Source organism: Bradyrhizobium sp. (assembly GCF_017881085.1).
In the GTDB taxonomy this organism is placed as follows: Bacteria; Pseudomonadota; Alphaproteobacteria; order Rhizobiales; family Xanthobacteraceae; genus Bradyrhizobium.
Genome location: NZ_JADGRI010000061.1, coordinates 1 through 20,294, shown reverse-complemented (window position 1 = coordinate 20,294; position 20,294 = coordinate 1). Strand labels below are relative to the sequence as shown.

Here is a 20,294-nt window from a genome sequence, read left to right as displayed (position 1 = left end):
GGGCAGCGACTTAAGCGCCCGGCACGAAGGCCGTGACCTCGATCTCGACCTTCGCACGCTCGTCGACCAGGCCCACGATGTAGAGCAGCGTCGAAGGCGGAAAATTCTTGCCCAGCGTCTCGCGCCAGGCCGCGCCGATGCCGGCGCCCGCGGCTTCGTACTCGCTGCGGCTGGTCAAATACCAGGTCAGCCGGACGATGTTCTGAGGCCCCGCCCCGGCCTCCGCCAACAGCTTGATGATCTTCCGCAAGGCCGCGCCGACCTGCCCGGCCATGTCGGACGGATATTCGCCCTTCTCGTCACCGGTCTGGCCGGCCAGCACGATCCATCGGCCGGGGCCGTCGATCTCGATGCCGTGCGAGAAGCCGCGCGGCTTCGACCATTCGGCAGGTTGCAGGACTCGCATGGGAAGGTTCTCCAGTTATGGATCGTCATTCCGGGATGGTCCGAAGGACCAGACCCGGAATGACGGCGAGATCCCTTAGCACCGATCGCGCGCCCAGTGCAGCACCGCATCGGCCCTATTTACGCGTTGCAAATCCTTCCGATGTCGCCGATACCGGCGGGCCCACCTCACCTTCCCGCGAAAGCGGGCATGCCTGGCGCTTCCCGCTGATGGACAAGACCCCTTCCATACCGAGAGCCGCGCTGTGGATGGCGGGCTGGCTCGCCTTGATGCTGATCGTGACGATCGCCGGCCGAGAAACGCTGCGCGAGCTGAACGTGTTTCAGGTCATGGAGGTGCGCTCGGTTGTCGGCCTGCTGATATTGTACCCCCTGATCCGCCGCCAGGGCGGGTTCGCGGCGATGCGAACGTCGCGGCCGCTGCAGCATATCGGGCGCAACCTCATCCACTATGCCGCGCAGATCGGCTGGTTCTTCTCGCTGACGCTGATTCCGCTGGGCCAGGTGGTCTCGATCGAATTCACCATGCCGATCTGGACCGCGATCCTCGCCGCGGGTTTTCTCGGCGAGCGCATGACGTTCGGCAAGGTCGCGGCCATCGTGCTCGGTGTGATCGGGGTGATCGTGATCGTCCGGCCGGTGGCTGGCGAGATCAATCCGGGCCAGCTGATCGCGCTTGGCGCGGCCGTCGGTTTCGGCATTTCCATCGCCATGATGAAGTCGCTGACCCGCACCGAGAAGACGCTGTCGATCATCTTCTGGATGCTGGTGATCCAGTCGGCGGCAGGATTCCTTCCCGCGCTCTATGTCTGGCAATGGCCGTCGGCCTATGTCTGGGGCTGGATGGCCGTGCTTGGGTTCTGCGGCACCTTCACCCACTACTGCATGGCGCGCGCGATGCTGTACGCCGACGCCACCGTGGTGCTGCCGATGGATTTCCTGCGGGTTCCGCTGACGGCCACCATGGGCTGGCTGATCTACTCCGAACGGCTGGACCTGTTCACCGTGCTCGGCGCCGCGTTGATCCTGACCGGCAATCTGTTGAACCTGAGATCCGCCCGTCCGGTACCCGCCCGCGTTGGAACCTGAGCGGTTTGCTCGCAGCACGTGATTTTTCGCGGTCGCGATGCAAATTGTGATCTAAATCACGCAAGCTTTCGCGGCGTTTTCGTACGTTTGCGCGACCAACGGCCGCGCTCGCCAAAGCTGGGCACTGACGGATTTTTCTGACGCGACGTGCGGCATTTTCGTATAACCTGCGTCGAAAGCGTTGCCGCCCAAATTGTTTGATTCCATCGGGGGATTTTAGATGCGCTATCTCACCGTCATTCTTTCCCTGTTTTGCATGCTGTTCACGGCCCACGCGGCCAAGGCCGACAAGCGCGTTGCCTTCGTCGTCGGCAACGGCGCCTACAAGAACGTGGCGCAGCTGCCCAACCCGCCGATCGACGCCAAGGCAATGGCGGCCGTGCTTCGCAATGTCGGCTTCGATGTCGTCGAAGGCACCAACCTGACCCGCGATACCATGACCGAGCGATTGCTCGAATTCGGCAAGAAGGCGCAGGGCGCCGACGTCGCGGTGTTCTTCTATGCCGGCCACGGCATCGCCATCAGCGGCACCAATTACCTGTTGCCGGTCGATGCCGACATCAAATCGGAGATGGACGTCAAGCTCGGCTCGGCGATCAATATCGATCTCACGCTCGACCAGACCATGAGCGACGCCAAGGTCAAGCTGGTGTTCCTCGATGCCTGTCGCGACAATCCCTTCGCGGCGAAGATCAAATCGAACTCGGCGACCCGCAGCGTGTCGGTGCAGACGGGCCTTGCGGAAATGAAGTCCGGCGAAGGCACGCTCATCGCATTCGCCACCGGCCCCGGGCAGACCGCGCTCGATGGCCAGGAGGGCACCAACAGTCCGTTCACCCGCGCCCTGATCTCCCACATCGCCACGCCGGGCGTCGAGATCCAGCAGGCGATGACCGAGGTCCGCGCCCAGGTCAATGAAGAGACCAACAAGGGCCAATTGCCCTGGGGCCATACCAACCTGATCGGTTCGGTCTATCTCAACCCGGTGGCGGCGCCCGCGCCCGGTGCAGCCGGCACCTCGGCCCCGGCCGCGGTTGCCTCAATCTCGGGCGGTTCGGACGTGGAGCTCGAGTTCTGGCGTTCGGTCAAGGAATCGAACAAACCGGAAGAGCTCAACGCCTATCTGACCAACTATCCCAACGGCCAGTTCAAGTCGCTGGCGCTGGCCCGGATCGCCTCGCTGGAGAACGGCGCGTCGACCACCACCCGCAACCTGACCACCGGCGTCGATCCCGCGACCTTTACCCAGGAAGCGAACCAGACCACGGAAGACCAGATCGGCCTCGACAAGGGCCAGCGCCGCGACGTGCAGCGCCGGCTGACCGGGCTCGGTTTCGACACCAAGGTGACCGGCAAGTTCGATGACTCCACCCGTTCCGTGATCACGCGCTGGCAGGCCGCGCGCGGCTATCCCTCGTCCGGATTCCTCAACAAGCTGCAGCACAAGGCGCTGTTGACCGAGATCGTCGCAACCACGCAAACGAGTTCCGGCGACACTGAGGAACGCCCGGTTCGCCGTGCCCGCCCAAGCGGTGGTGGCGGCGGTGGCGGCCAGCGTGGCGGCGGGGATCCCGGCGCGGCCTTCGTCGGCGGTGTGGTGGGCGGCATGATGGGCGGCCTGTTCCGGCACTGAGCGTCGGCCCCGATATGGCATCGGCCAACAAAAAGCCCGGGGCATCCCGGGCTTTTTTAGCTCACGCCTCACCGCCGGACTTTTATTTCCCCGCGGCCTTCCTCAGCGCGTCGTTGATGCGATCCTGCCAGCCGGCTCCGCCCTCCTGGAAGTGTTCCAGCACGTCCTGATCGATCCGCAGCGATACCAGTTCCTTCACGCCGGGAAGCGCGGCCGGCTTCGTCGGTTCGTCCGGCACCTTGGTCGTGGTCCGCTTGAACGCAGCTTCGGCTTCGGTGCGCGCGTCGTTGAGCGTCCGTGGCCGCCGTGGTGGTTGAGACATCGAAATGCTTCCCTCTGGCGCAAGGCCGAACGCGAATGATTCAAATTCCCTCGAACAGCGCCGTCGACAGATAACGCTCCGAGAACGACGGCACGATCGCCAGGATGGTCTTTCCGGCGGCTTCCGGCCGTTTGCCAATTTGAAGGGCAGCCGCGATCGCGGCACCCGAGGAAATACCGCCGGGAATGCCTTCATGGCGCGCCAGCGCGCGCGAGGTTTCGATCGCGGTGGCGCTGTTGACCTTGACGATCTCGTCAATGACGGAGCGATCGAGAATATCGGGCACGAAGCCGGCGCCGATGCCCTGGATCTTGTGCGGCGAATGCTGTCCGCCTGAGAGCACCGGGCTTTCCTCGGGTTCCACCGCGACCACCCGCAGCGACGGCTTGCGGGGCTTGAGCACCTGCCCGACGCCGGTGATGGTTCCGCCGGTGCCGACGCCGGCCACGAAATAGTCGATGTTGCCGCCGGTATCGTTCCAGATTTCCTCGGCCGTGGTGCGGCGGTGAATTTCGGGATTGGCCAGGTTCTTGAACTGCTGGGGCATGACGGCGTTGGGCGTGGTACGCACCAGTTCTTCCGCGGTCGCGATCGAGCCCTTCATGCCTTGGGCGGCCGGCGTCAGAACGATCTCGGCGCCGAGGAACGCCAGCATCTTGCGCCGTTCGATCGACATCGACTCAGGCATCACCAGCTTCAGCCGGTAACCGCGTGAGGCGGCGACGAAGGCGAGCGCTATACCGGTATTGCCCGACGTCGGCTCGATCAGCACGGTGTCGGCATTGATGTGGCCGGCCTTTTCCATCGCGATGATCATCGCAGCCCCGATGCGGTCCTTCACGCTGGCCGCGGGATTGAAATATTCCAGCTTGGCGAGGATGGTCGCATGCGCGCCGTTGGCCTGCGGCAAATTGCGCAGCCGGACGATCGGCGTATCGCCGATCGCATCAACAATGCTGTCGAAAACCCTGCCGCGGCCGGGACGGTGCACTGCACTCCCAGTTGACGATGCATCCATGACAAACTCCTGTAATCGCAATCTGCGTGGAAATCGGGCGCTTCTCTCATTAGAGGTAGCTTGAGCCCGCCTGCAAGTCGGAATCCGGCGGAACAAACTCGCTGCGCTGCAAAATCTTTAAGCGGCCCGATAGAATCTGCAAGCGGTCAAATAACGTAAAACAAACGCATTTGTGTTGCGACATCGTCAAACAAATTAGACTATGGTAGCCTTAGATTAGAGGATCAAATCGCAAGGAGGTCACGATGCCAGCAGTTGCTGAAGTCCTGCCGACCGTCGCGCCCAATCCCGATCCGCGCGGATGTGATTTGCCGACCTGCCCTGTCTGTGCCGATTCGATGGTGGCCGCCGAAGCGTCCGCCTATGTCGCCGACAACGTCATCAGCTATCTCTGGACCTGCGACACCTGCGGTTACGGCTTCGTGACCAAGCACGCCCTCCGGCGGTTTGCCTGCAACTGACGCTTTCGATGGATTCCAGTTCGTCGCGCCAAGCGTGTAACGCAGCCAGACGTCGATAGCTGCCAGCTAGACGAATATGTCGTGATTTGGCGCGGGTTTGCCGGAGCGTAGTGGCATACACCGATGCTGCATGACGTCGGTGAGGAACGCTCGGCGCGATTGCCCGCGCGTGCGAATGTCAGCCAAGACGTTTCCTGGATTAACTCAGGCCGCCGGCATCGATCGCTTTCTTGGCGAGTTCGACCGCCTTCTCCGCCGTGAGCGCATCGGCCGAGGTTGTGGCTTCGTCGAGCACCGAGGGGGGCACGGCAACCCTGATTTTCTTGCCGTTCAATTTGCGGATGTTCGCGCGCCATCTGTCGGTATCGCGCTGGAAAGCGTCGATCACATAGGCCTTGTAGGTAATGCCGCTCATCGGAGGTTGCTTTGGATGCTGAGGCGGAAGCAGTCCGTTCGCAACATCGTGAACGATCTCGATGATCTCCCGGACGATATCCCCGCGCGCGCTGCCGTTCGCATCCTTGAGAAGATGCCTCACCGCAGCCCCGATCTTCGCCTTGGCGTCATCGTCGACCGCAAAATCCCAGTCAATCTGAGCTGACATTATAACTTGCCGCCTCCGGTTGTGCGCTTGCACACAGCGTGTAGATAAGCGGCTTCTCATTAAAGTCTGATGATCGGATAAGTTTTGATTTTATCGATTTCCGGTCCGGATTCGAACCTGCGACCATCGGGCGATCAAGCGCGCGAGGATATCAGGGCAGGAATTTCACGCCGTATATGTTGCCGCGCCGCCAGACGACCTCGCACGGCTGGCGCGTCGGACGATCGGGCACAAGCGCCAATCCGAACCTGTCCCTGACATCGATCTCGGCGTCTGTCATGATTTTGGCGCCGCCAGGCGAGACGTCCAATACGAAGCATTCGCTCTTCGTCGTGCCGTCCACCGTAATCCAGGTCGGACGTCTGTTGAGATGCCTGCGCGGTTCGCGCTGTACCTTCGCCCTCGGCTTGTCAACAATCATGATGACCATCCATTGTTGGAACAGCTGCGATCGGCCAGGCGATCGTCAGCAGTTAGCAGAATGAACGTGACTTCGTAAAACTCCTGTTAGGAGATTGCTTTGATATTTAGCGGTTTACCCTGTTCAGCCCGTGATGACGGGAATGCCGATGCGGCCTCAGGAATTCTGCACGCACGGACGATTCCGCCCGCCTTCGCAATCGCCGAACGCGCCCAGTTCTAGCGCAGTGCGATATCGCCCCTCGCCCAGCCGGCGCGCGTGCGCTCGCGGAAATCCGCGAAATCTCCCTTCGCGATCGCGTCCCGGATGTCGGCCATCAGGCGCTGGTAATAGGCGATGTTGATTTCCGACAACAGCATCGCCCCCAGCGTCTCGCCCGACTTCACGAGGTGATGCAGATAGGCACGGGAATAGTTGCGCGTGGAGGGCCACAGGCTTTCCTCGTCGAGCGGCCGCGGATCGTCGGCGTGGCGGGCGTTGCGCAAATTGATCTGGCCGAAGCGGGTGAACGCCATCCCGTGACGGCCATTGCGGGTCGGCATCACGCAGTCGAACATGTCGATTCCGCGCGCGACCGCCTCCAGAAGATCGTCCGGCGTGCCGACGCCCATCAGATAGCGCGGGCGGTCGTCTGGCAGGTTCGCGGCGACCTCCTCGACCATGGCGAGCATGACGTCCTGGGGTTCGCCAACGGCGAGGCCGCCGATCGCGTAGCCGTGAAAACCGATCTCTACCAGGCCGCGGGCGCTGGCCTGCCGCAGTTGCGAAACGTCCCCTCCCTGCGCGATGCCGAACAGCATGTATCCAGGGGCTGCGGTCTCGAAGGCGCGCTTGCTGCGCTCGGCCCAGCGCAACGAGAGCAGCATCGCACGCTCGATATCGTCCGGGGCCGCCGGCAGCCGAACGCATTCGTCCATCTGCATCGCGATGTCGGATCCGAGCAGCCGCTGCACCTCGATCGAACGTTCCGGCGACAATTCGACCATGGCGCCGTCGATGTGTGAGCGAAAGGTCACCGCGTTCTCGCTTACCTTGCGCAGTTCCGACATTGACATCACCTGGAAGCCGCCGGAGTCCGTCAGCATCGGCCCGTTCCAGCAGGTGAAGTGCTGCAGGCCGCCTAGCGCTGCGATGCGCTCGGCGCCCGGCCGCAGCATCAAATGATAGGTATTGCCGAGCACGATATCGGCGCCGGCATCGCGCACCTCGCGCCAATGCATGCCCTTCATGGCGCCGGCGGTGCCGACCGGCATGAAGGCAGGCGTCCGCACCACGCCGTGCGGCGTCGTCAGCCTGCCGCTGCGCGCTTTGCCGTCGGTTGCGACGAGATCGAAGTGATTGGGAAGGCTCATGCGTCAGCTTATCGCGTAACAACGACGTCCTTTTCAACCTTGTTGGCGCCGATTTTCCGTCCGAAACCCGTTGACGCCAATCGAAATCTCCCGCATAAGCCCGCGCCATGACGACGAACACCAAACGCGCGAAAACCGCAAAGCCCGCCAGGGCTTCGGGAGGCATGCGCGCGTAGTCGGACGATCGCACTATCTGAACCCGAAGCCCCGCCTGAAAAGGTCCGGGGCTTTTTTTATTGCCTGCAGCTTGATCCGGAAAAGCGGGTACGGTTTTCCTCAAGGATCATGCTCGACCAAAGAGGATAGAGCCACGTGAAGAACGATCCCGTTGTTGCGATTGCCGGCATAACCGGCGCCGTCGGCGCCCAATTCATCGCCACGCTGGACAAGCGCCGGTTTCCAGTGAGGACGTTGAAGGCGCTGGCGAGCGCCCGTTCGGCCGGCAAGACGCTCGATTTTCGCGGACAGCCGATCGTGATCGAGAAGCTCGACGAGAACTCGTTCGATGGCGTTGACATCGCGCTGTTCTCGGCAGGCAGCAGCGTCTCAAGGCGATTTTCGCCGATCGCGGCGAAGGCCGGCGCCGTCGTCATCGATAATTCATCCGCCTTCCGCATGGACCCGAATGTGCCGCTGGTCATCCCCGAGATCAACGCGGGCCGCATCGCCGGGCACAAGGGCATCATTGCCGTTCCGAATTGCTCGGCGATCACGGCACTCGTGCCGTTGTGGCCGATCCACCGGACGAAGCGCATCAGGCGCCTGATCCTGTCGACCTATCAGGCGGCCAGCGGCGCGGGCGCTGCGGCCATGGAGGAATTGCTTGAATCGACGCGCGCAAACCTTGCCGGGCAGAGCTACCAGCCGAGGATTCTGCCGCACTCCTATGCCTTCAACGTCTTCAATCACGATACCAAGATCGATCCCGAGACCGGATACAATGAGGAAGAAACCAAGGTGATCCGCGAGACGAGGAAAATATTCGAGGATGACGGCATTGCCATCGGCGTGACCTGCGTACGCGTCCCCGTGCTACGCGCGCATAGCCAGGCGATCACCTTCGAATGCGAACAGCCGATCTCCGAGGATGAGGTCCGCACGATCCTGTCGAATGCACCCGGCGTGAAGATCGTCGACGATCGGGCAAAGAACTATTTCCCGATGCCGATCGACGCCTCAGGCCAGGACGACGTGCTGGTCGGCCGCATCCGTAAGGATCTCAGCGACGCCAGCGGCCATTCGATCTCGATGTTCGTGGCCGCGGATCAGCTTCTCAAGGGAGCGGCTCTGAACGCGATACAGATCGCAGAATTATTGCCCGAGCGCGCGATGGCTTGAGCAGCCTAGTCTCCTAGTCGCGGGTCCGAAACAGGAGGCAGGCGTCGCCATACGAATAGAATCGGTAACCGCTCGCGATCGCGTGGGCATAGGCGTGCTTCATGGTCTCGAGGCCGCTGAAAGCCGAAACCAGCATGAACAGAGTCGAGCGCGGCAGATGGAAGTTGGTCAGAAGGATATCGACCGCGCGAAAACGGTAGCCTGGGGTGATGAAGATCGAGGTCTCCGCGTCAAACGGCCGGATGACGCCGTCCTCGGCGGCGGCGCTCTCCAATAGCCGCAACGACGTGGTCCCGACCGCGACGATGCGGCCGCCTTTGGCGCGCGCGTCGTTCAACGCGGCAGCAGTCTCGGCGGAGATGCGGCCCCATTCGGCATGCATCCTGTGCTCGGACGTGTCAGCCACCTTGACGGGCAGGAAGGTCCCTGCCCCGACATGCAGCGTCAGCCTATGCAATTCGACGCCGCGGCTGCGGAGTGCGCCTTCGAGCGCGGGCGTGAAATGCAGTCCCGCGGTCGGGGCTGCGACCGCGCCCTCATTGGCCGCGAACATGGTCTGGTAGTCGGCGGCGTCGCGATCGTCGGGCGTGCGTTTGGAGGCGATGTAGGGCGGCAGCGGCGGGCTGCCGAGATCGGCGATGGCCTGATCCAGCGTCGGCCCGTGGAACGAAAATGACAGAGTGACCTCACCGTCATCGCCCTTGTGCTCGACGTGGGCGTCGAGATGGCCGAGCAGGCAGACCTTCCCCTCGTTGCCGAAGCGAACCACGTCGCCCGGTGCCAGTTTCTTCGCCGGCTTGACCAAGGCCTGCCAGCGCGAGCCATCGAGGCGCTTGATCAGTGTCGCGTCGATCTTCGGCTCGGTGTCGCGGCCGATGCGGCGGCCCTTGAGCTGGGCCGATATCACGCGGGTATCATTCACGACCAATTGGTCGCCGGGCTCCAGCCATTGCGGCAGGTCGGCAATACCGCGGTCGCGCAGCACGCCGTCGGGCTGCACCACCAGCATCCGCGCGGAGTCGCGCGGGCTGGCGGGCCGCAACGCAATGTTTCCAGGCGGAAGCTCGAAATCGAAGAGATCGGTGCGCATGCTTATCCGATGCAGCATTAGCTCGCGAAATTGCGTTTGACGATCGGGCGAAGCCTCTCGCGCAGCCAGGCCAGTCCGGGATCCCGGCTCCGGCCGCTGCACCAAACCATCGCATGCGGCAGCGGCGCAATGGGAAATGGAACCTTCATACCCACCAGCCTGTAGGCAGCAAGGGTCTCCGTCATCGCCGCCATTGGCAAGGTCGAAAGCAGGTCTGAGCCCGCCAGGATCGGCGCAACCGCCGTGAAGTTCGGCACCCAGCCGGCGATGTTTCGCTCAAGACCTGCGGCTTTGGCCGCGACATTGACCGGACTGGTCACGTTGTCACCCACCCGCACCGCCAGATGCGGGAAGCCGGCCCAATTCTCGCGTCCCCATTTGGAAAACGCCGGATGTCCGCGACGGCCGAAGCAGCGCCATCCCAATGCGCCGACGGTTTCGCCGGTAACTCCGTGGGGCCAGCGAAGCTCCGTGGGCACGATCGCTACGTCGATCAGGCCTTCGGCCACATCAAGCAGGGTCGGCTCGCGCGGCGCGGTCCATTCGATCGCCGCGAGCGGCGCCTCGGAGCGCAGTCGGCGCAGGAGATCGGCGAACAGCGTGCTCATGAAATCCGGTGCAGCGAGCCGGAAGACGCGGCGCGAGTTCGCGGGATCGAAGATGTGCTGCGGCGTCAGCACGCGCTGGATTCCGCCGAGCATCGGCCGCGCCTGCTCGATCAGATCGAGCGCAAACGCCGTCGGCTGCATCCGCACTCCGCTCTTGATCAGCAAGGGATCGCCGAATTGCTCGCGAAGCCTGGACAGGGAGTGGCTGACGGCCGATTGGGTGCGCCCCAGCCGCTCCGCCGCCCGCGTCACACTGCGCTCGATCATTAAAATATCAAACACTACCAATAGGTTGAGATCGAAACGGCGTAAATCAATTTGGTTCATGATATGAAATCATTACTCATTGGATCGATGACCGAATAAAATTCATAAACCGGCCTCCCGTCAATCAAGCGATCGGAGACCACGAAATGAACCGAGTTGCTGCCGCATGCATCCTGTCTGCCGCGCTGGGACTGCTGGCGTCTCCGGCCCGGGCTGAAATGAGTATCGAGGCCGCACGGGCAAGCGTCGCGCCATTCTACAAGGCACTGAATGCCGAGTTCGCCAAAGACAGTCCCGACCTCGTCAAGCAGGCGACCGCATCCGATTGGGTGTCCTGCCGCGGCAACGATATCTGCAACAGCCGCGACGAAGTCATCGCGGGGATTGGACAACGGCTCAGATCCGTTCCGGACCTGAAGTGGGAGATCAAGGAAGTCCTGGTCGCGGGCAACCAGGTCACCGTTCGCGGCGAAGCGACCGGCACGCCGGCCGGCGAGTTCATGGGCACACCCCACACGGGCAAGTCGTTCAAGCTGATGTCGATCGACGTTCACGCGCTCGAAGGCGGCAAGATGGTGCGCTCCTACCATATCGAGGACTGGCTGGGCGCGGTCCGCCAGCTCTCGGCGAAGTGAGCCTCGCGTCTTCGACGGCGCAAACGCGGTCGTACCGCGTGATGCATGCCCTCGATGTCTCCCAACGTCATTCCGGAGGGCGCGCCGGAGCGCGGCACTCCGAAATCTCGAAACTCCGGCTTCGGCCCTGCGGGCCGCCCCGGAATGACGGCTTGGCTTCAGGCCGCATCCAGCGCCATGCGCGCCTTGACGATCTTGTCGGGGTCCTTGACCGGCTCGCCGCGCTTGATCTTGTCGACGTTCTCCATGCCCGAGGTCACCTTGCCCCACACCGTGTATTGCTTGTTAAGGAAGGACGCATCGTCGAAGCAGATGAAGAACTGGCTGTCGCCGGAGTCCGGGCTCGCCGCGCGCGCCATCGAAGTCGTGCCGCGCACATGCGGCTCGTTGTTGAATTCGGCCTTGAGCTTCTGGCCGGACCCGCCGGTGCCGGTGCCCTGCGGACAGCCGGTCTGCGCCATGAAACCGTCGATGACGCGATGGAATACGATGCCGTCGTAAAATCCCTCGCGCACCAGTTCCTTGATCCGCGCGACGTGGTTGGGCGCCAGATCGGGCCGCATCTCGATCGTGACCGGCCCCTGCGTGGTTTCAAGGATCAAAGTATTTTCGGTGTCAGCCATGCTCTTTTCTCTATCGGTTGGGGTGGAGGTTTCCGGGTGTGGAACTGGACCGCGAACGGCCGACCGGCGACCGCGCCGGCCATGCTTTCGGTAAATGGCATCGGCGAGCAGCGTTGCAACGCCTCCATCACGGCGATGCGGTACGCCACCCGGTCGTTGTCCGTGGCCCGTTCCGATTCATAGGTGATCCGGGGATGGCCGAGGATCTCGCCGGAGCGGTTAAAGCTCACGATCACGGTGATGTCGATGGGGTTGGCGCGCGAGAGCAGCGGCGGCTTCCAGCAGCTTCCGATCCTCGCGATCGCCTCGCGGATGGTGTTGACCTGTCCCTCTTCGGCCTGCGCGCAGGCCGAAGAGACGAGCAGCAGCGCCGCGACGAACCAGACGGACTGATTGCGACGCCGCGCCACCGCCGGTCACTTGATGTCGGAGGCGACTTGCACCTTCACCATCTTGTCGGGATCGGCGACCGGCTCGCCGCGCTTGAGCTTGTCGACCACGTCCATGCCGGAAACGACGTCACCGATCACGGTATACTTGCCGTTCAGGAACGAGCCGTCGGCATACATGATGAAGAACTGCGAGTTCGCCGAGTCCGGTGAGCCGGCCCGTGCCATGCCGACGATGCCGCGCTTGAACGGCACGTTGGAGAACTCGGCCTTGAGGTTCGGGTATTTCGATCCGCCGGTGCCGTCGAAATTCTTGCCGTCGCCGGTCTGCGCCATGAAGCCGTCGATCACGCGGTGGAAGGGCACGTTGTTATAATAGCCGTCGCGCGCCAGCTGCTTGATGCGCTCGGCGTGCTGGGGCGCGATATCGGGCCTGAGCTTGATGACGATGCGGCCCTTGGTGGTGTCGATCACGATCGCATTCTGCTTGTCGAGACCGGCTGGAAGCGGCTGCGCGATCGCGGGTGCGGCGCAAATCAGGGCGACGATGAAGGCGAGGGCTCGGATCATGAAAACTCCGGATCAGGTGAAAGGTGAGAACGTTTCGAGGTTGCGCGTCGTTTTATCGCAAAACCGGTTGCCAGTTTTGCGAAATACCTGGCGTTAGCCGGCGAATTTGGTCTTCAGGCTGGCCGCGACCGCCGGCGGCACGAAAGCCGATACGTCGCCGCCCATCCCGGCGATTTGGCGCACCAGTGTGGCGGTGATCGGGCGGACGGCCACCGAGGCCGGCAGGAACACCGTCTGCACCTCGGGCGCCATGGTCTCGTTCATGCCTGAAATCTGCATCTCGTAGTCGAGATCGGTGCCGTCCCGCAGGCCCCGGATCATGATCGTGGCGCCGGCCTTGCGCGCCGCCGTGACCGTGAGGTTGTCATAGGTGGTGCAGTCGAAGGCGCAGCCGGCCTTGGCGGCAATCGGCCCAAAGACCGCCCGGACCATCGCGACGCGCTCTTCCACCGTAAACAGCGGCTTTTTGCCCGGATGGACTCCGATGGCCACGATCACCCGGTCGCACAAACCGACGGCGTGGCCAAACACGTCCAGGTGGCCGTTGGTGACGGGGTCGAAGGAGCCGGGATAAAGCGCGATACGGGCCATAAACCCGTCTACCGCGCCGCGGGCGGCCCCGCAAGCCGAACCGGTTCCTCCCAAAGCGGCCGATTTATTTCACGACCCGCCCTGAACCCTTTCGGGGTTAGCGGCGTCTGCTCGGGGCAAGCCGATCATGTTTCGTCCCGCGGGTGGCGACGAAACAAAACCCGGTCTGGACGAAACCATTTTCCGACCCGGCGAAGACATCCGGAAACCGGCGCTGGCTACCAGTTGGTTAACGAAACGGGCCGCAAAGGCCCAATGACAGGGGACCGTCATGATCAAGGCACTTTCCGCAATCGCTCTTGCTGCGTTTGTTGCTGCTGCCCTCACCGTTCTGCCAGGCTTTGCCCCGCAGGTCGAAGCCAGCGTCCCGCAGGCGCTCGCCAAGGCCGACCGGCTGGATGTCCGCCCGATCGGCCGTGACTGCTCGCAGCAGGCCTGGCCAAATTTCGAGGCTTCCTGCCTGCGCGTCGCCGGCACCAAGACCATGGCCATCCGCCAAGCCCGGCTGGTCACCGCCGACCGCACACCGTAACGCGGGGCGTCCGAGCCAAACTGGTCGCCAAATTCATCGTTTTGATCTGATTAAGTCTTGATCTGACTAAATGGAGGCCAGGCGGGCGCCTAGCCTCCATTTCCGTTGCCGCTCTCGGCGTCCTCGCCGATGTGCTCGACCGAGACCACATGCTCGTCTTCGGCGGTGTCGAACACGATGACGCCCTGGGTCGAACGGCCGGCGATCCGGATGCCCTCGACCGGACAGCGGATCAACTGGCCCTTGTCCGTCACCAGCATGATCTGGTCGCTGTCCTCGACCGGGAATGACGCCACCAGCTTGCCATTACGGTCGTTCACCGACATCGCCACGATGCCTTTGCCGCCGCGGCCGGTGGTCCGGTATTCGTAGGACGACGTGCGCTTGCCGTATCCGTTGACGGAAACCGTGAGCACGACCTGTTCCTGCGCCGACATGTCCACATAGCGGTCGGAACTGAGCTGGATCGAGCCGGAGGTCTCCTCGGCTTCGGGCTCGGCGACCTCCTCGGCCGCGGCGTCGCCGGCGACGGCGCGGCGCATCTTCAGGTAGGCCGACCTTTCATCCGACGTCGCCTCGACGTGACGCAGAATCGACAGCGAGATCACCTTGTCGTTTTCGGGCAGCGCGATGCCGCGCACCCCCATCGAGGTGCGACCCGTGAACACCCGCACGTCGGTGACGGGGAAGCGGATGCACTGGCCGCCGGCGGCGGTCAAAAGCACGTCGTCGCGTTCAGTGCAGATCTGCACGTCGACGATGGCCTCGTCGGCGTCGAGCTTCATCGCGATGATGCCGGAACGGCGCACGTCGACGAAGTCCGACAGCTTGTTGCGGCGGACATTGCCGCCGGTGGTCGCGAACATCACGTCGAGATTGGCCCAGGAGGATTCATCCTCCGGCAGCGGCATGATGGTGGTGATGCGCTCGCCCTGCTCCAGCGGCAGGATGTTGATCATGGCCTTGCCGCGGGCGTTGGGCGCCGCCATCGGCAGCCGCCAGACCTTTTCCTTGTAGACCTGTCCGCGGGAGGAGAAGAACAGCACCGGCGTATGGGTGGAGGCCACGAACAGGCGGCTGACGAAATCCTCGTCGCGCGTCTGCATCCCGGCGCGGCCCTTGCCGCCGCGGCGCTGCGCCCGATAGGCCGACAGCGGCACGCGCTTGACGTAACCGGCATGCGAGACCGTGACCACCATGTCCTCGCGCTGGATCAGGTCCTCGTCCTCGACCTCGTTTTCCTGGTCGATGATGACGGTCTTGCGCGGGGTCGCGAATGCGGTCTTCACTTCGTTCAGTTCGGTCTTGATGATCGCCTGCACGCGCGCGCGGGAACGCAGGATGTCGAGGTAGTCGGCGATCTCCACCGCCAGCTTGTCGAGCTCTTCGCCGATCTCCTCGCGTCCGAGCGCGGTGAGCCGCTGCAGCCGCAGATCGAGGATGGCCTTGGCCTGCTCCATCGACAGCCGCGCGGTGCCGTCGGCGTTGAGGCGGTGGCGGGGATCGTCGATCAGCGTGATCATCGCCGCCACGTCGTGCGCCGGCCAGTCGCGCGACATCAGGGTGTCGCGCGCCGTGTTCGGATCGGGCGAGGTGCGGATGACGCGAATGATCTCGTCGATATTGGCGACCGCGATGGCGAGGCCGACCAGGATATGGGCGCGGTCGCGGGCCTTGTTGAGCAGGAACTTGGTACGCCGCGTCACCACCTGCTCGCGGAAGGCGATGAACAGCGTCAGCAGGTCCTTCAGGTTCATCGTCTGCGGACGGCCGTTGTCCAGCGCCAGCATGTTGGCGGGAAAATTCGACTGCAGCGGCGTGAACTTGTAGAGCTGGTTCAGCACGACATCGGCCATTGCGTCGCGCTTTAGTTCGATCACCACGCGCAAGCCGTCGCGGTCGGATTCGTCGCGCAGATCGGCGATACCCTCGATCTGTTTCTCGCGGATCAGTTCGCCGATCCGCGCCACCATGGTGGCCTTGTTCACCTGGTAGGGAATTTCGGTGATGATGATCGCTTCGCGGTCCTTGCGGATGGTGTCGATCTTGACCTTGCCCCGCATCACGATCGAGCCGCGGCCGAGATGATAGGCCGAGCGAATGCCCTGACGCCCGAGGATGACGCCGCCGGTGGGGAAGTCCGGCCCGGGAACGATGCCCATGAGGTCATCGATGCCGAGCGCGGGATTGTCGATCAGCGCAACGCAGGCGTCGATGACTTCGCCGAGATTGTGCGGCGGGATGTTGGTCGCCATGCCGACCGCGATGCCGCCGGCGCCGTTGACCAGCAGATTCGGAAACTTCGCCGGCAGAACCGACGGTTCCCTCTCGGAATTGTCGTAGTTCGGCTGGAAATCGACGGTGTCCTTGTCGATGTCCCCGAGAACTTCCATGGCCGACCGCGTGAGACGCGCTTCGGTATATCGATAGGCCGCTGGAGGATCGCCATCGACGGAGCCGAAATTGCCCTGCCCGTCGATCAGCGGGACGCGCATGGAGAATTCCTGCGCCATCCGGACCATCGCGTCGTAAATCGACTGGTCGCCGTGCGGATGATATTTACCGATCACGTCACCGACGACGCGTGCGGACTTGACGTACTTCTTGTCGGGCGTGTGACCCTGCTCGTACATCGAATACAGAATTCGCCGGTGCACCGGCTTCAGACCGTCGCGCGCATCCGGCAGCGCGCGCGCCACGATCACGCTCATGGCGTAGTCGAGGTAGCTGCGCTTCATCTCGTCGAGGATGGATACGGGACGAATATCGGAAGGAGCCGGCGGCTCGCCGGGGGGCTTATCTTCAGGCTCAGACAAAGGGGGAATCCGGTCAGTTCTTGCTTCGAATCATATAGCGTATCGGGGGCTCCCAAACCACCCCTAACTGATCAGCCGCGAGCCGATTTTCCCTTCGTTTTTCCAGAGACTTACGCCGTCCGCCGCACCGCCCGACGCCGGCCTGAAATCCCTCCCTGAACAGGCCTCCGCGCATGGCGTTCGGATGCCGCGAAAATGCCGGTCTGGCCCGCCACGGCGACGACTGCAACGGGACCGTTAGGTCGACTTCTCCAATCAACATCGATGTGCAAAAACGCCAACGGGCGACCCTGCGGGGCCGCCCATTTGCAGAACATCAAGCATCCGCCGCGCAACGCCTGGCGCGGCGGGCCGCGCCTCAGGCTCAGAAGGGGATATCGTCGTCCATGTCGCTGTTGCGGCTGCCGCCGGCCGCGACCGCACGGCGCGGGGCCGCCACCGACGGACCGCCGGAGCCGAAATCGCCGCTTGAATCTTCCGGGCCGAAACTGCCGCCACCGGCGCCGGCGCCGCTGCGGCCGTCGAGCATGGTCAGCACCGAGTTGAAGCCCTGCAGCACCACTTCGGTGGAGTATTTCTCGACACCGGCCTGGTCGGTCCATTTGCGGGTCTGCAGCGCGCCTTCGATGTAAACCTTGGCGCCCTTCTTCAGATACTGCTCGACGATCTTGCAGAGCGGTTCGGAGAAGATCACCACCCGGTGCCACTCGGTCTTTTCCTTCCGCTCGCCTGTCGCCTTGTCGCGCCAGGTATCGGAGGTCGCGATGCTGAGATTGGCGATCGGCCGCCCATCCTGCGTCCGCCGGATCTCGGGATCCTTGCCGAGGTTTCCGACCAGAATCACCTTGTTCACGCTTCCCGCCATCGCCGCTCTCCACTCTCGAAAAATACCGAACCCGCCAGACGCCTCACCTTCGGCGCATGCACGCGGCCATTGGACCCACTTCCGGACGCCTCTGAAGCCGACCCTATACGCTTACAGATGCCGCACGCGGGGGCGATCCCCCGGTTATCCACATATAGCATTTCGTCCGGCAATGTTCCAGTTTTGTTCTGGAGAATAAAGCAGATCGGGGACTAAAACCGAAGATGAACGGTACCGGGACGCAGGCGCCGATTTGTGGCAAAAACTGGAACACGTTCGGGTTCCCCAAAGTTCCCTAAAGTTCCAATAAATCATTGAGTTCCGGCAACCTCACTTCGCTCGCGAGTGTTGCATTTCGGAGACGGCATTGCCGCTCAAATCGGGGTATCTTGACCCGACGATTTGGATCGCTTCGACGGTCCCCCGATACAAGAACGCTTCAACAAGAAACGAAGCGAACCAGGCCGGAGAGATACGATGAAGAAAATCTTGCTGGGTACCGTTGCTCTCGTTGCGCTGGGCATGGCGTCGGCTCCCGCTTCAGCGGCCGATCTGGCCGCCCGCCCCTACACCAAAGCGCCGCCCCCGATGATCGCTGCGATCTACGACTGGAGCGGCTTCTACATCGGCATCAACGGCGGTGGCGGTTCCAGCCACAAGTGCTGGGATCTCATCACTGGGCCGGTTGCGACTCCTGAGGGCTGCCATGACGCCACCGGCGGAACGGTCGGTGGTCAGATCGGCTATCGCTGGCAGTCGAGCAACTGGGTGTTCGGTCTGGAAGGCCAGGGCAACTGGGCCGACTTCAAGGGATCGAACATCAACCTGACCAACGCGCTTCTGCGGGACAACTCGAAGATCGATGCGTTCGGCCTGCTGACCGGCCAGGTCGGTTACGCTTGGAATAGCGCCCTGTTCTACGTCAAGGGCGGCGCTGCGGTGGTCAACGACAGCTACAACACCACTGTCGTTGCGACCGGGGTGCTCAACGATCGCGCCAGTCAGACCCGCTGGGGTAGCACGGTGGGCGCGGGCCTCGAATTCGGTTTCGCGCCGAACTGGTCGGTTGGCGTCGAATACGACCACATGTTCCTGGGTAGGAACAGCATCAACTTCACGACTCCCGCGGGCGCGCTCACCACAACGGAAAGCATCCGTCAGGACGCCGATTTGGGTCTCGTTCGCCTCAACTACCGCTGGGGTGGCCCGGTCATTGCGAAGTACTGATCTTCGCGACAACTCAAGACATTTGAAAAGGCCGGCTTAGCGCCGGCCTTTTTGTTTGCGTTCCGGAGGGCCTGCTGCCTGCTGCCGCCATCGTGGAACTGCTTGGGCCTGAAAACGCCGCGCGATCCAACAAACCGTTGATGGTTTGAACGGAGCACTGGAAATCGCAGGCCGTTCTTCCTATGTTCCGAGCTCACCCATTGGCGTCCAATCCCCCGGCTGTTTCCGGAAGATGCGCGCCTGAACGCGGCGCGGCTCAAGCGCCTGGAAATGCCGATATGGATGAAGTGATCAGGGCGAAGCGCCAACAGACCGGCTCCGCGATGCGCGCGATTACGATCCGCGGCGCGCGCGAGCACAATCTCAAGAACGTCGATCTCGAAATCCCGCGCGACAGGCTCGTCGTGTTCACGGGCCTGTCCGGCTCCGGCAAGTCGTCGCTCGCCTTCGACACCATCTATGCCGAGGGCCAGCGGCGCTACGTGGAATCGCTGTCGGCCTATGCGCGCCAGTTCCTGGAGATGATGCAGAAGCCGGACGTCGACCAGATCGACGGCCTGTCGCCGGCCATTTCCATCGAGCAGAAGACCACCTCGAAGAACCCGCGCTCCACCGTCGGCACCGTCACCGAGATCTACGACTACATGCGCCTGCTGTGGGCGCGGGTCGGCGTGCCCTATTCGCCCGCGACGGGCTTGCCGATCGAGAGCCAGATCGTCTCGCAGATGGTCGACCGCGTGCTGGCGCTGCCCGAGGGCACCAGGCTCTATCTGCTGGCGCCGGTCGTGCGCGGCCGCAAGGGCGAGTACCGGAAGGAACTCGCCGAATACCTCAAGAAGGGCTTCCAGCGGGTCAAGATCGACGGCACCTTTTACGAGCTCGCGGAAGCGCCAGTGCTCGACAAGAAATTCCCGCACGATATCGACGTGGTCGTTGACCGCATCGTGGTGCGCCCCGACATCGGCCAGCGGCTGGCGGAAAGCTTTGAGACCGCGCTGAAGCTCGCCGAGGGCCTGGCGGTGATCGAATATGCGGATGTCCCCTCTTCGTCATCACCGGGCCGCGCCGAAGGCGCGAGACCCGGTGATCCATCTTCTTCAAAAGAGATGGATGGCCGGGTCAAGCCCGGCCATGACGAGAAGAAGAAGACCGCAAAAATCCACGACAAGAGCGGGCCCGAGCGCATCCTGTTCTCCGAAAAATTCGCCTGCCCGGTCTCCGGCTTCACCATTCCCGAGATCGAGCCCAGGCTGTTCTCCTTCAACAACCCCTACGGCGCGTGTCCGGCCTGCGGGGGCCTCGGCATCGAGCAGCATATCGACGAAGACCTGGTCATTCCCGACAAGGAACTGACCTTGCGCAAGGGCGCGATCGCGCCGTGGGCGAAATCGTCCTCGCCCTATTACGTCCAGACCCTGACCGCGCTCGGCAAATTCTA

The 20,294-nt window shown here is 63.0% G+C and carries 21 protein-coding genes and 1 pseudogene; 8 read left to right on the top strand and 14 right to left on the bottom strand.

The genetic code is table 11. From position 1 onward, the window contains the following. Positions 1-10: 10 nt before the first annotated feature. Positions 11-406, bottom strand: coding sequence for a RidA family protein (locus tag QZ213_RS08500; protein ID WP_291685620.1), 396 nt, complete (start codon positions 404-406; stop codon positions 11-13). 209 nt (positions 407-615) lie between these two features. Between QZ213_RS08500 and QZ213_RS08495 the strand changes: the two genes are divergently transcribed. Together QZ213_RS08495 and QZ213_RS08490 are read left to right on the top strand one after the other, a co-directional pair. Continuing rightward, positions 616-1,494, top strand: coding sequence for a DMT family transporter (locus QZ213_RS08495; protein WP_291685619.1), 879 nt, complete (start codon positions 616-618; stop codon positions 1,492-1,494). A gap of 220 nt (positions 1,495-1,714) precedes the next feature. Further along, positions 1,715-3,127, top strand: coding sequence for a caspase family protein (locus tag QZ213_RS08490; RefSeq protein ID WP_291685618.1), 1,413 nt, complete (start codon positions 1,715-1,717; stop codon positions 3,125-3,127). 82 nt (positions 3,128-3,209) lie between these two features. Here the strand turns inward: QZ213_RS08490 and QZ213_RS08485 are convergent, their stop codons facing one another. Then, positions 3,210-3,449, bottom strand: a complete 240-nt coding sequence (locus QZ213_RS08485; protein WP_291685617.1) for a BrnA antitoxin family protein — start codon at positions 3,447-3,449, stop codon at positions 3,210-3,212. Between the two features lie 40 nt (positions 3,450-3,489). Further along, positions 3,490-4,467 carry a cysteine synthase A gene (cysK, locus tag QZ213_RS08480; RefSeq protein WP_291685616.1) on the bottom strand — a complete coding sequence of 326 codons (978 nt, stop codon included), beginning with the start codon at positions 4,465-4,467 and terminating at the stop codon, positions 3,490-3,492. A gap of 245 nt (positions 4,468-4,712) precedes the next feature. Here cysK and QZ213_RS08475 point away from each other — a divergent pair, with 245 nt between their 5' ends. Then, complete coding sequence (locus QZ213_RS08475) at positions 4,713-4,928, top strand: hypothetical protein (protein ID WP_079574069.1); 216 nt, start codon at positions 4,713-4,715, stop codon at positions 4,926-4,928. 199 nt (positions 4,929-5,127) lie between these two features. Here the strand turns inward: QZ213_RS08475 and QZ213_RS08470 are convergent, their stop codons facing one another. The 3 genes from QZ213_RS08470 to tgt all read right to left on the bottom strand — a co-directional run bounded on the left by QZ213_RS08470 (position 5,128) and on the right by tgt (position 7,305). After that, positions 5,128-5,532, bottom strand: coding sequence for a hypothetical protein (locus QZ213_RS08470; RefSeq protein WP_291685615.1), 405 nt, complete (start codon positions 5,530-5,532; stop codon positions 5,128-5,130). 151 nt (positions 5,533-5,683) lie between these two features. Next, positions 5,684-5,953 carry a PilZ domain-containing protein gene (locus QZ213_RS08465; protein WP_291685614.1) on the bottom strand — a complete coding sequence of 90 codons (270 nt, stop codon included), beginning with the start codon at positions 5,951-5,953 and terminating at the stop codon, positions 5,684-5,686. A 218-nt stretch (positions 5,954-6,171) separates the two neighbouring features. Further along, a complete protein-coding gene (tgt, locus tag QZ213_RS08460; RefSeq protein ID WP_291685613.1) occupies positions 6,172-7,305 on the bottom strand; it encodes a tRNA guanosine(34) transglycosylase Tgt in 1,134 nt (377 codons plus the stop codon). Between the two features lie 312 nt (positions 7,306-7,617). Here tgt and QZ213_RS08455 point away from each other — a divergent pair, with 312 nt between their 5' ends. Further along, positions 7,618-8,643, top strand: coding sequence for an aspartate-semialdehyde dehydrogenase (locus QZ213_RS08455; RefSeq protein WP_291685612.1), 1,026 nt, complete (start codon positions 7,618-7,620; stop codon positions 8,641-8,643). Positions 8,644-8,656: 13 nt separating this feature from the next. On the opposite strand, the gene queA is transcribed toward QZ213_RS08455, so the two are convergent. Beyond that, positions 8,657-9,733: a tRNA preQ1(34) S-adenosylmethionine ribosyltransferase-isomerase QueA gene (gene queA / locus QZ213_RS08450; RefSeq protein ID WP_291685611.1), complete on the bottom strand. Its 1,077-nt coding sequence runs from the start codon at positions 9,731-9,733 to the stop codon at positions 8,657-8,659. A gap of 17 nt (positions 9,734-9,750) precedes the next feature. Continuing rightward, positions 9,751-10,668, bottom strand: coding sequence for a LysR family transcriptional regulator (locus QZ213_RS08445; protein WP_291685610.1), 918 nt, complete (start codon positions 10,666-10,668; stop codon positions 9,751-9,753). A gap of 86 nt (positions 10,669-10,754) precedes the next feature. On the opposite strand from QZ213_RS08445, the gene QZ213_RS08440 reads away from it, so the two are divergent. Then, a complete protein-coding gene (locus QZ213_RS08440) occupies positions 10,755-11,243 on the top strand; it encodes an ester cyclase (protein WP_291685609.1) in 489 nt (162 codons plus the stop codon). 158 nt (positions 11,244-11,401) lie between these two features. Here the strand turns inward: QZ213_RS08440 and QZ213_RS08435 are convergent, their stop codons facing one another. The 4 genes from QZ213_RS08435 to coaD all read right to left on the bottom strand — a co-directional run bounded on the left by QZ213_RS08435 (position 11,402) and on the right by coaD (position 13,416). Further along, positions 11,402-11,866 (bottom strand): peptidylprolyl isomerase, encoded by a 465-nt coding sequence (locus tag QZ213_RS08435; RefSeq protein ID WP_291685608.1) that lies wholly within the window; start codon positions 11,864-11,866, stop codon positions 11,402-11,404. After that, positions 11,842-12,276 carry a hypothetical protein gene (locus QZ213_RS08430; protein ID WP_291685607.1) on the bottom strand — a complete coding sequence of 145 codons (435 nt, stop codon included), beginning with the start codon at positions 12,274-12,276 and terminating at the stop codon, positions 11,842-11,844. The genes QZ213_RS08435 and QZ213_RS08430 overlap by 25 nt, the downstream gene beginning before the upstream one ends. A 6-nt stretch (positions 12,277-12,282) precedes the next feature. Continuing rightward, positions 12,283-12,825, bottom strand: a complete 543-nt coding sequence (locus QZ213_RS08425) for a peptidylprolyl isomerase (RefSeq protein WP_291685606.1) — start codon at positions 12,823-12,825, stop codon at positions 12,283-12,285. 93 nt (positions 12,826-12,918) lie between these two features. Continuing rightward, on the bottom strand, positions 12,919-13,416 hold the full coding sequence (gene coaD, locus QZ213_RS08420; protein ID WP_291685605.1) for a pantetheine-phosphate adenylyltransferase: 498 nt from the start codon (positions 13,414-13,416) through the stop codon (positions 12,919-12,921). A gap of 271 nt (positions 13,417-13,687) precedes the next feature. On the opposite strand from coaD, the gene QZ213_RS08415 reads away from it, so the two are divergent. Continuing rightward, complete coding sequence (locus QZ213_RS08415; protein WP_291685604.1) at positions 13,688-13,948, top strand: hypothetical protein; 261 nt, start codon at positions 13,688-13,690, stop codon at positions 13,946-13,948. A gap of 89 nt (positions 13,949-14,037) precedes the next feature. Here QZ213_RS08415 and gyrA read toward each other — a convergent pair whose 3' ends face one another. After that, positions 14,038-16,764, bottom strand: coding sequence for a DNA gyrase subunit A (gene gyrA / locus QZ213_RS08410; protein ID WP_291685603.1), 2,727 nt, complete (start codon positions 16,762-16,764; stop codon positions 14,038-14,040). 364 nt (positions 16,765-17,128) lie between these two features. Beyond that, positions 17,129-17,629: a single-stranded DNA-binding protein gene (locus QZ213_RS08405; protein WP_291685602.1), complete on the bottom strand. Its 501-nt coding sequence runs from the start codon at positions 17,627-17,629 to the stop codon at positions 17,129-17,131. 477 nt (positions 17,630-18,106) lie between these two features. Here QZ213_RS08405 and QZ213_RS08400 point away from each other — a divergent pair, with 477 nt between their 5' ends. Together QZ213_RS08400 and QZ213_RS08395 are read left to right on the top strand one after the other, a co-directional pair. After that, positions 18,107-18,856, top strand: coding sequence for an outer membrane beta-barrel protein (locus tag QZ213_RS08400; protein ID WP_291685601.1), 750 nt, complete (start codon positions 18,107-18,109; stop codon positions 18,854-18,856). Between the two features lie 278 nt (positions 18,857-19,134). After that, positions 19,135-20,294: pseudogene (locus tag QZ213_RS08395) on the top strand (excinuclease ABC subunit A); the annotation flags it as partial.

Bases quoted from the DNA above. Each gene is read 5' to 3' on its own strand.
- QZ213_RS08500 (WP_291685620.1), bottom strand. From the start codon at position 406: ATGCGAGTCCTGCAACCTGCCGAATGGTCGAAGCCGCGCGGCTTCTCG.
- QZ213_RS08495 (WP_291685619.1), top strand. From the start codon at position 616: ATGGACAAGACCCCTTCCATACCGAGAGCCGCGCTGTGGATGGCGGGC.
- QZ213_RS08490 (WP_291685618.1), top strand. From the start codon at position 1,715: ATGCGCTATCTCACCGTCATTCTTTCCCTGTTTTGCATGCTGTTCACG.
- QZ213_RS08485 (WP_291685617.1), bottom strand. From the start codon at position 3,449: ATGTCTCAACCACCACGGCGGCCACGGACGCTCAACGACGCGCGCACC.
- cysK (WP_291685616.1), bottom strand. From the start codon at position 4,467: ATGGATGCATCGTCAACTGGGAGTGCAGTGCACCGTCCCGGCCGCGGC.
- QZ213_RS08475 (WP_079574069.1), top strand. From the start codon at position 4,713: ATGCCAGCAGTTGCTGAAGTCCTGCCGACCGTCGCGCCCAATCCCGAT.
- QZ213_RS08470 (WP_291685615.1), bottom strand. From the start codon at position 5,532: ATGTCAGCTCAGATTGACTGGGATTTTGCGGTCGACGATGACGCCAAG.
- QZ213_RS08465 (WP_291685614.1), bottom strand. From the start codon at position 5,953: ATGATTGTTGACAAGCCGAGGGCGAAGGTACAGCGCGAACCGCGCAGG.
- tgt (WP_291685613.1), bottom strand. From the start codon at position 7,305: ATGAGCCTTCCCAATCACTTCGATCTCGTCGCAACCGACGGCAAAGCG.
- queA (WP_291685611.1), bottom strand. From the start codon at position 9,733: ATGCGCACCGATCTCTTCGATTTCGAGCTTCCGCCTGGAAACATTGCG.
- QZ213_RS08445 (WP_291685610.1), bottom strand. From the start codon at position 10,668: ATGAACCAAATTGATTTACGCCGTTTCGATCTCAACCTATTGGTAGTG.
- QZ213_RS08440 (WP_291685609.1), top strand. From the start codon at position 10,755: ATGAACCGAGTTGCTGCCGCATGCATCCTGTCTGCCGCGCTGGGACTG.
- QZ213_RS08435 (WP_291685608.1), bottom strand. From the start codon at position 11,866: ATGGCTGACACCGAAAATACTTTGATCCTTGAAACCACGCAGGGGCCG.
- QZ213_RS08425 (WP_291685606.1), bottom strand. From the start codon at position 12,825: ATGATCCGAGCCCTCGCCTTCATCGTCGCCCTGATTTGCGCCGCACCC.
- coaD (WP_291685605.1), bottom strand. From the start codon at position 13,416: ATGGCCCGTATCGCGCTTTATCCCGGCTCCTTCGACCCCGTCACCAAC.
- QZ213_RS08415 (WP_291685604.1), top strand. From the start codon at position 13,688: ATGATCAAGGCACTTTCCGCAATCGCTCTTGCTGCGTTTGTTGCTGCT.
- QZ213_RS08405 (WP_291685602.1), bottom strand. From the start codon at position 17,629: ATGGCGGGAAGCGTGAACAAGGTGATTCTGGTCGGAAACCTCGGCAAG.
- QZ213_RS08400 (WP_291685601.1), top strand. From the start codon at position 18,107: ATGAAGAAAATCTTGCTGGGTACCGTTGCTCTCGTTGCGCTGGGCATG.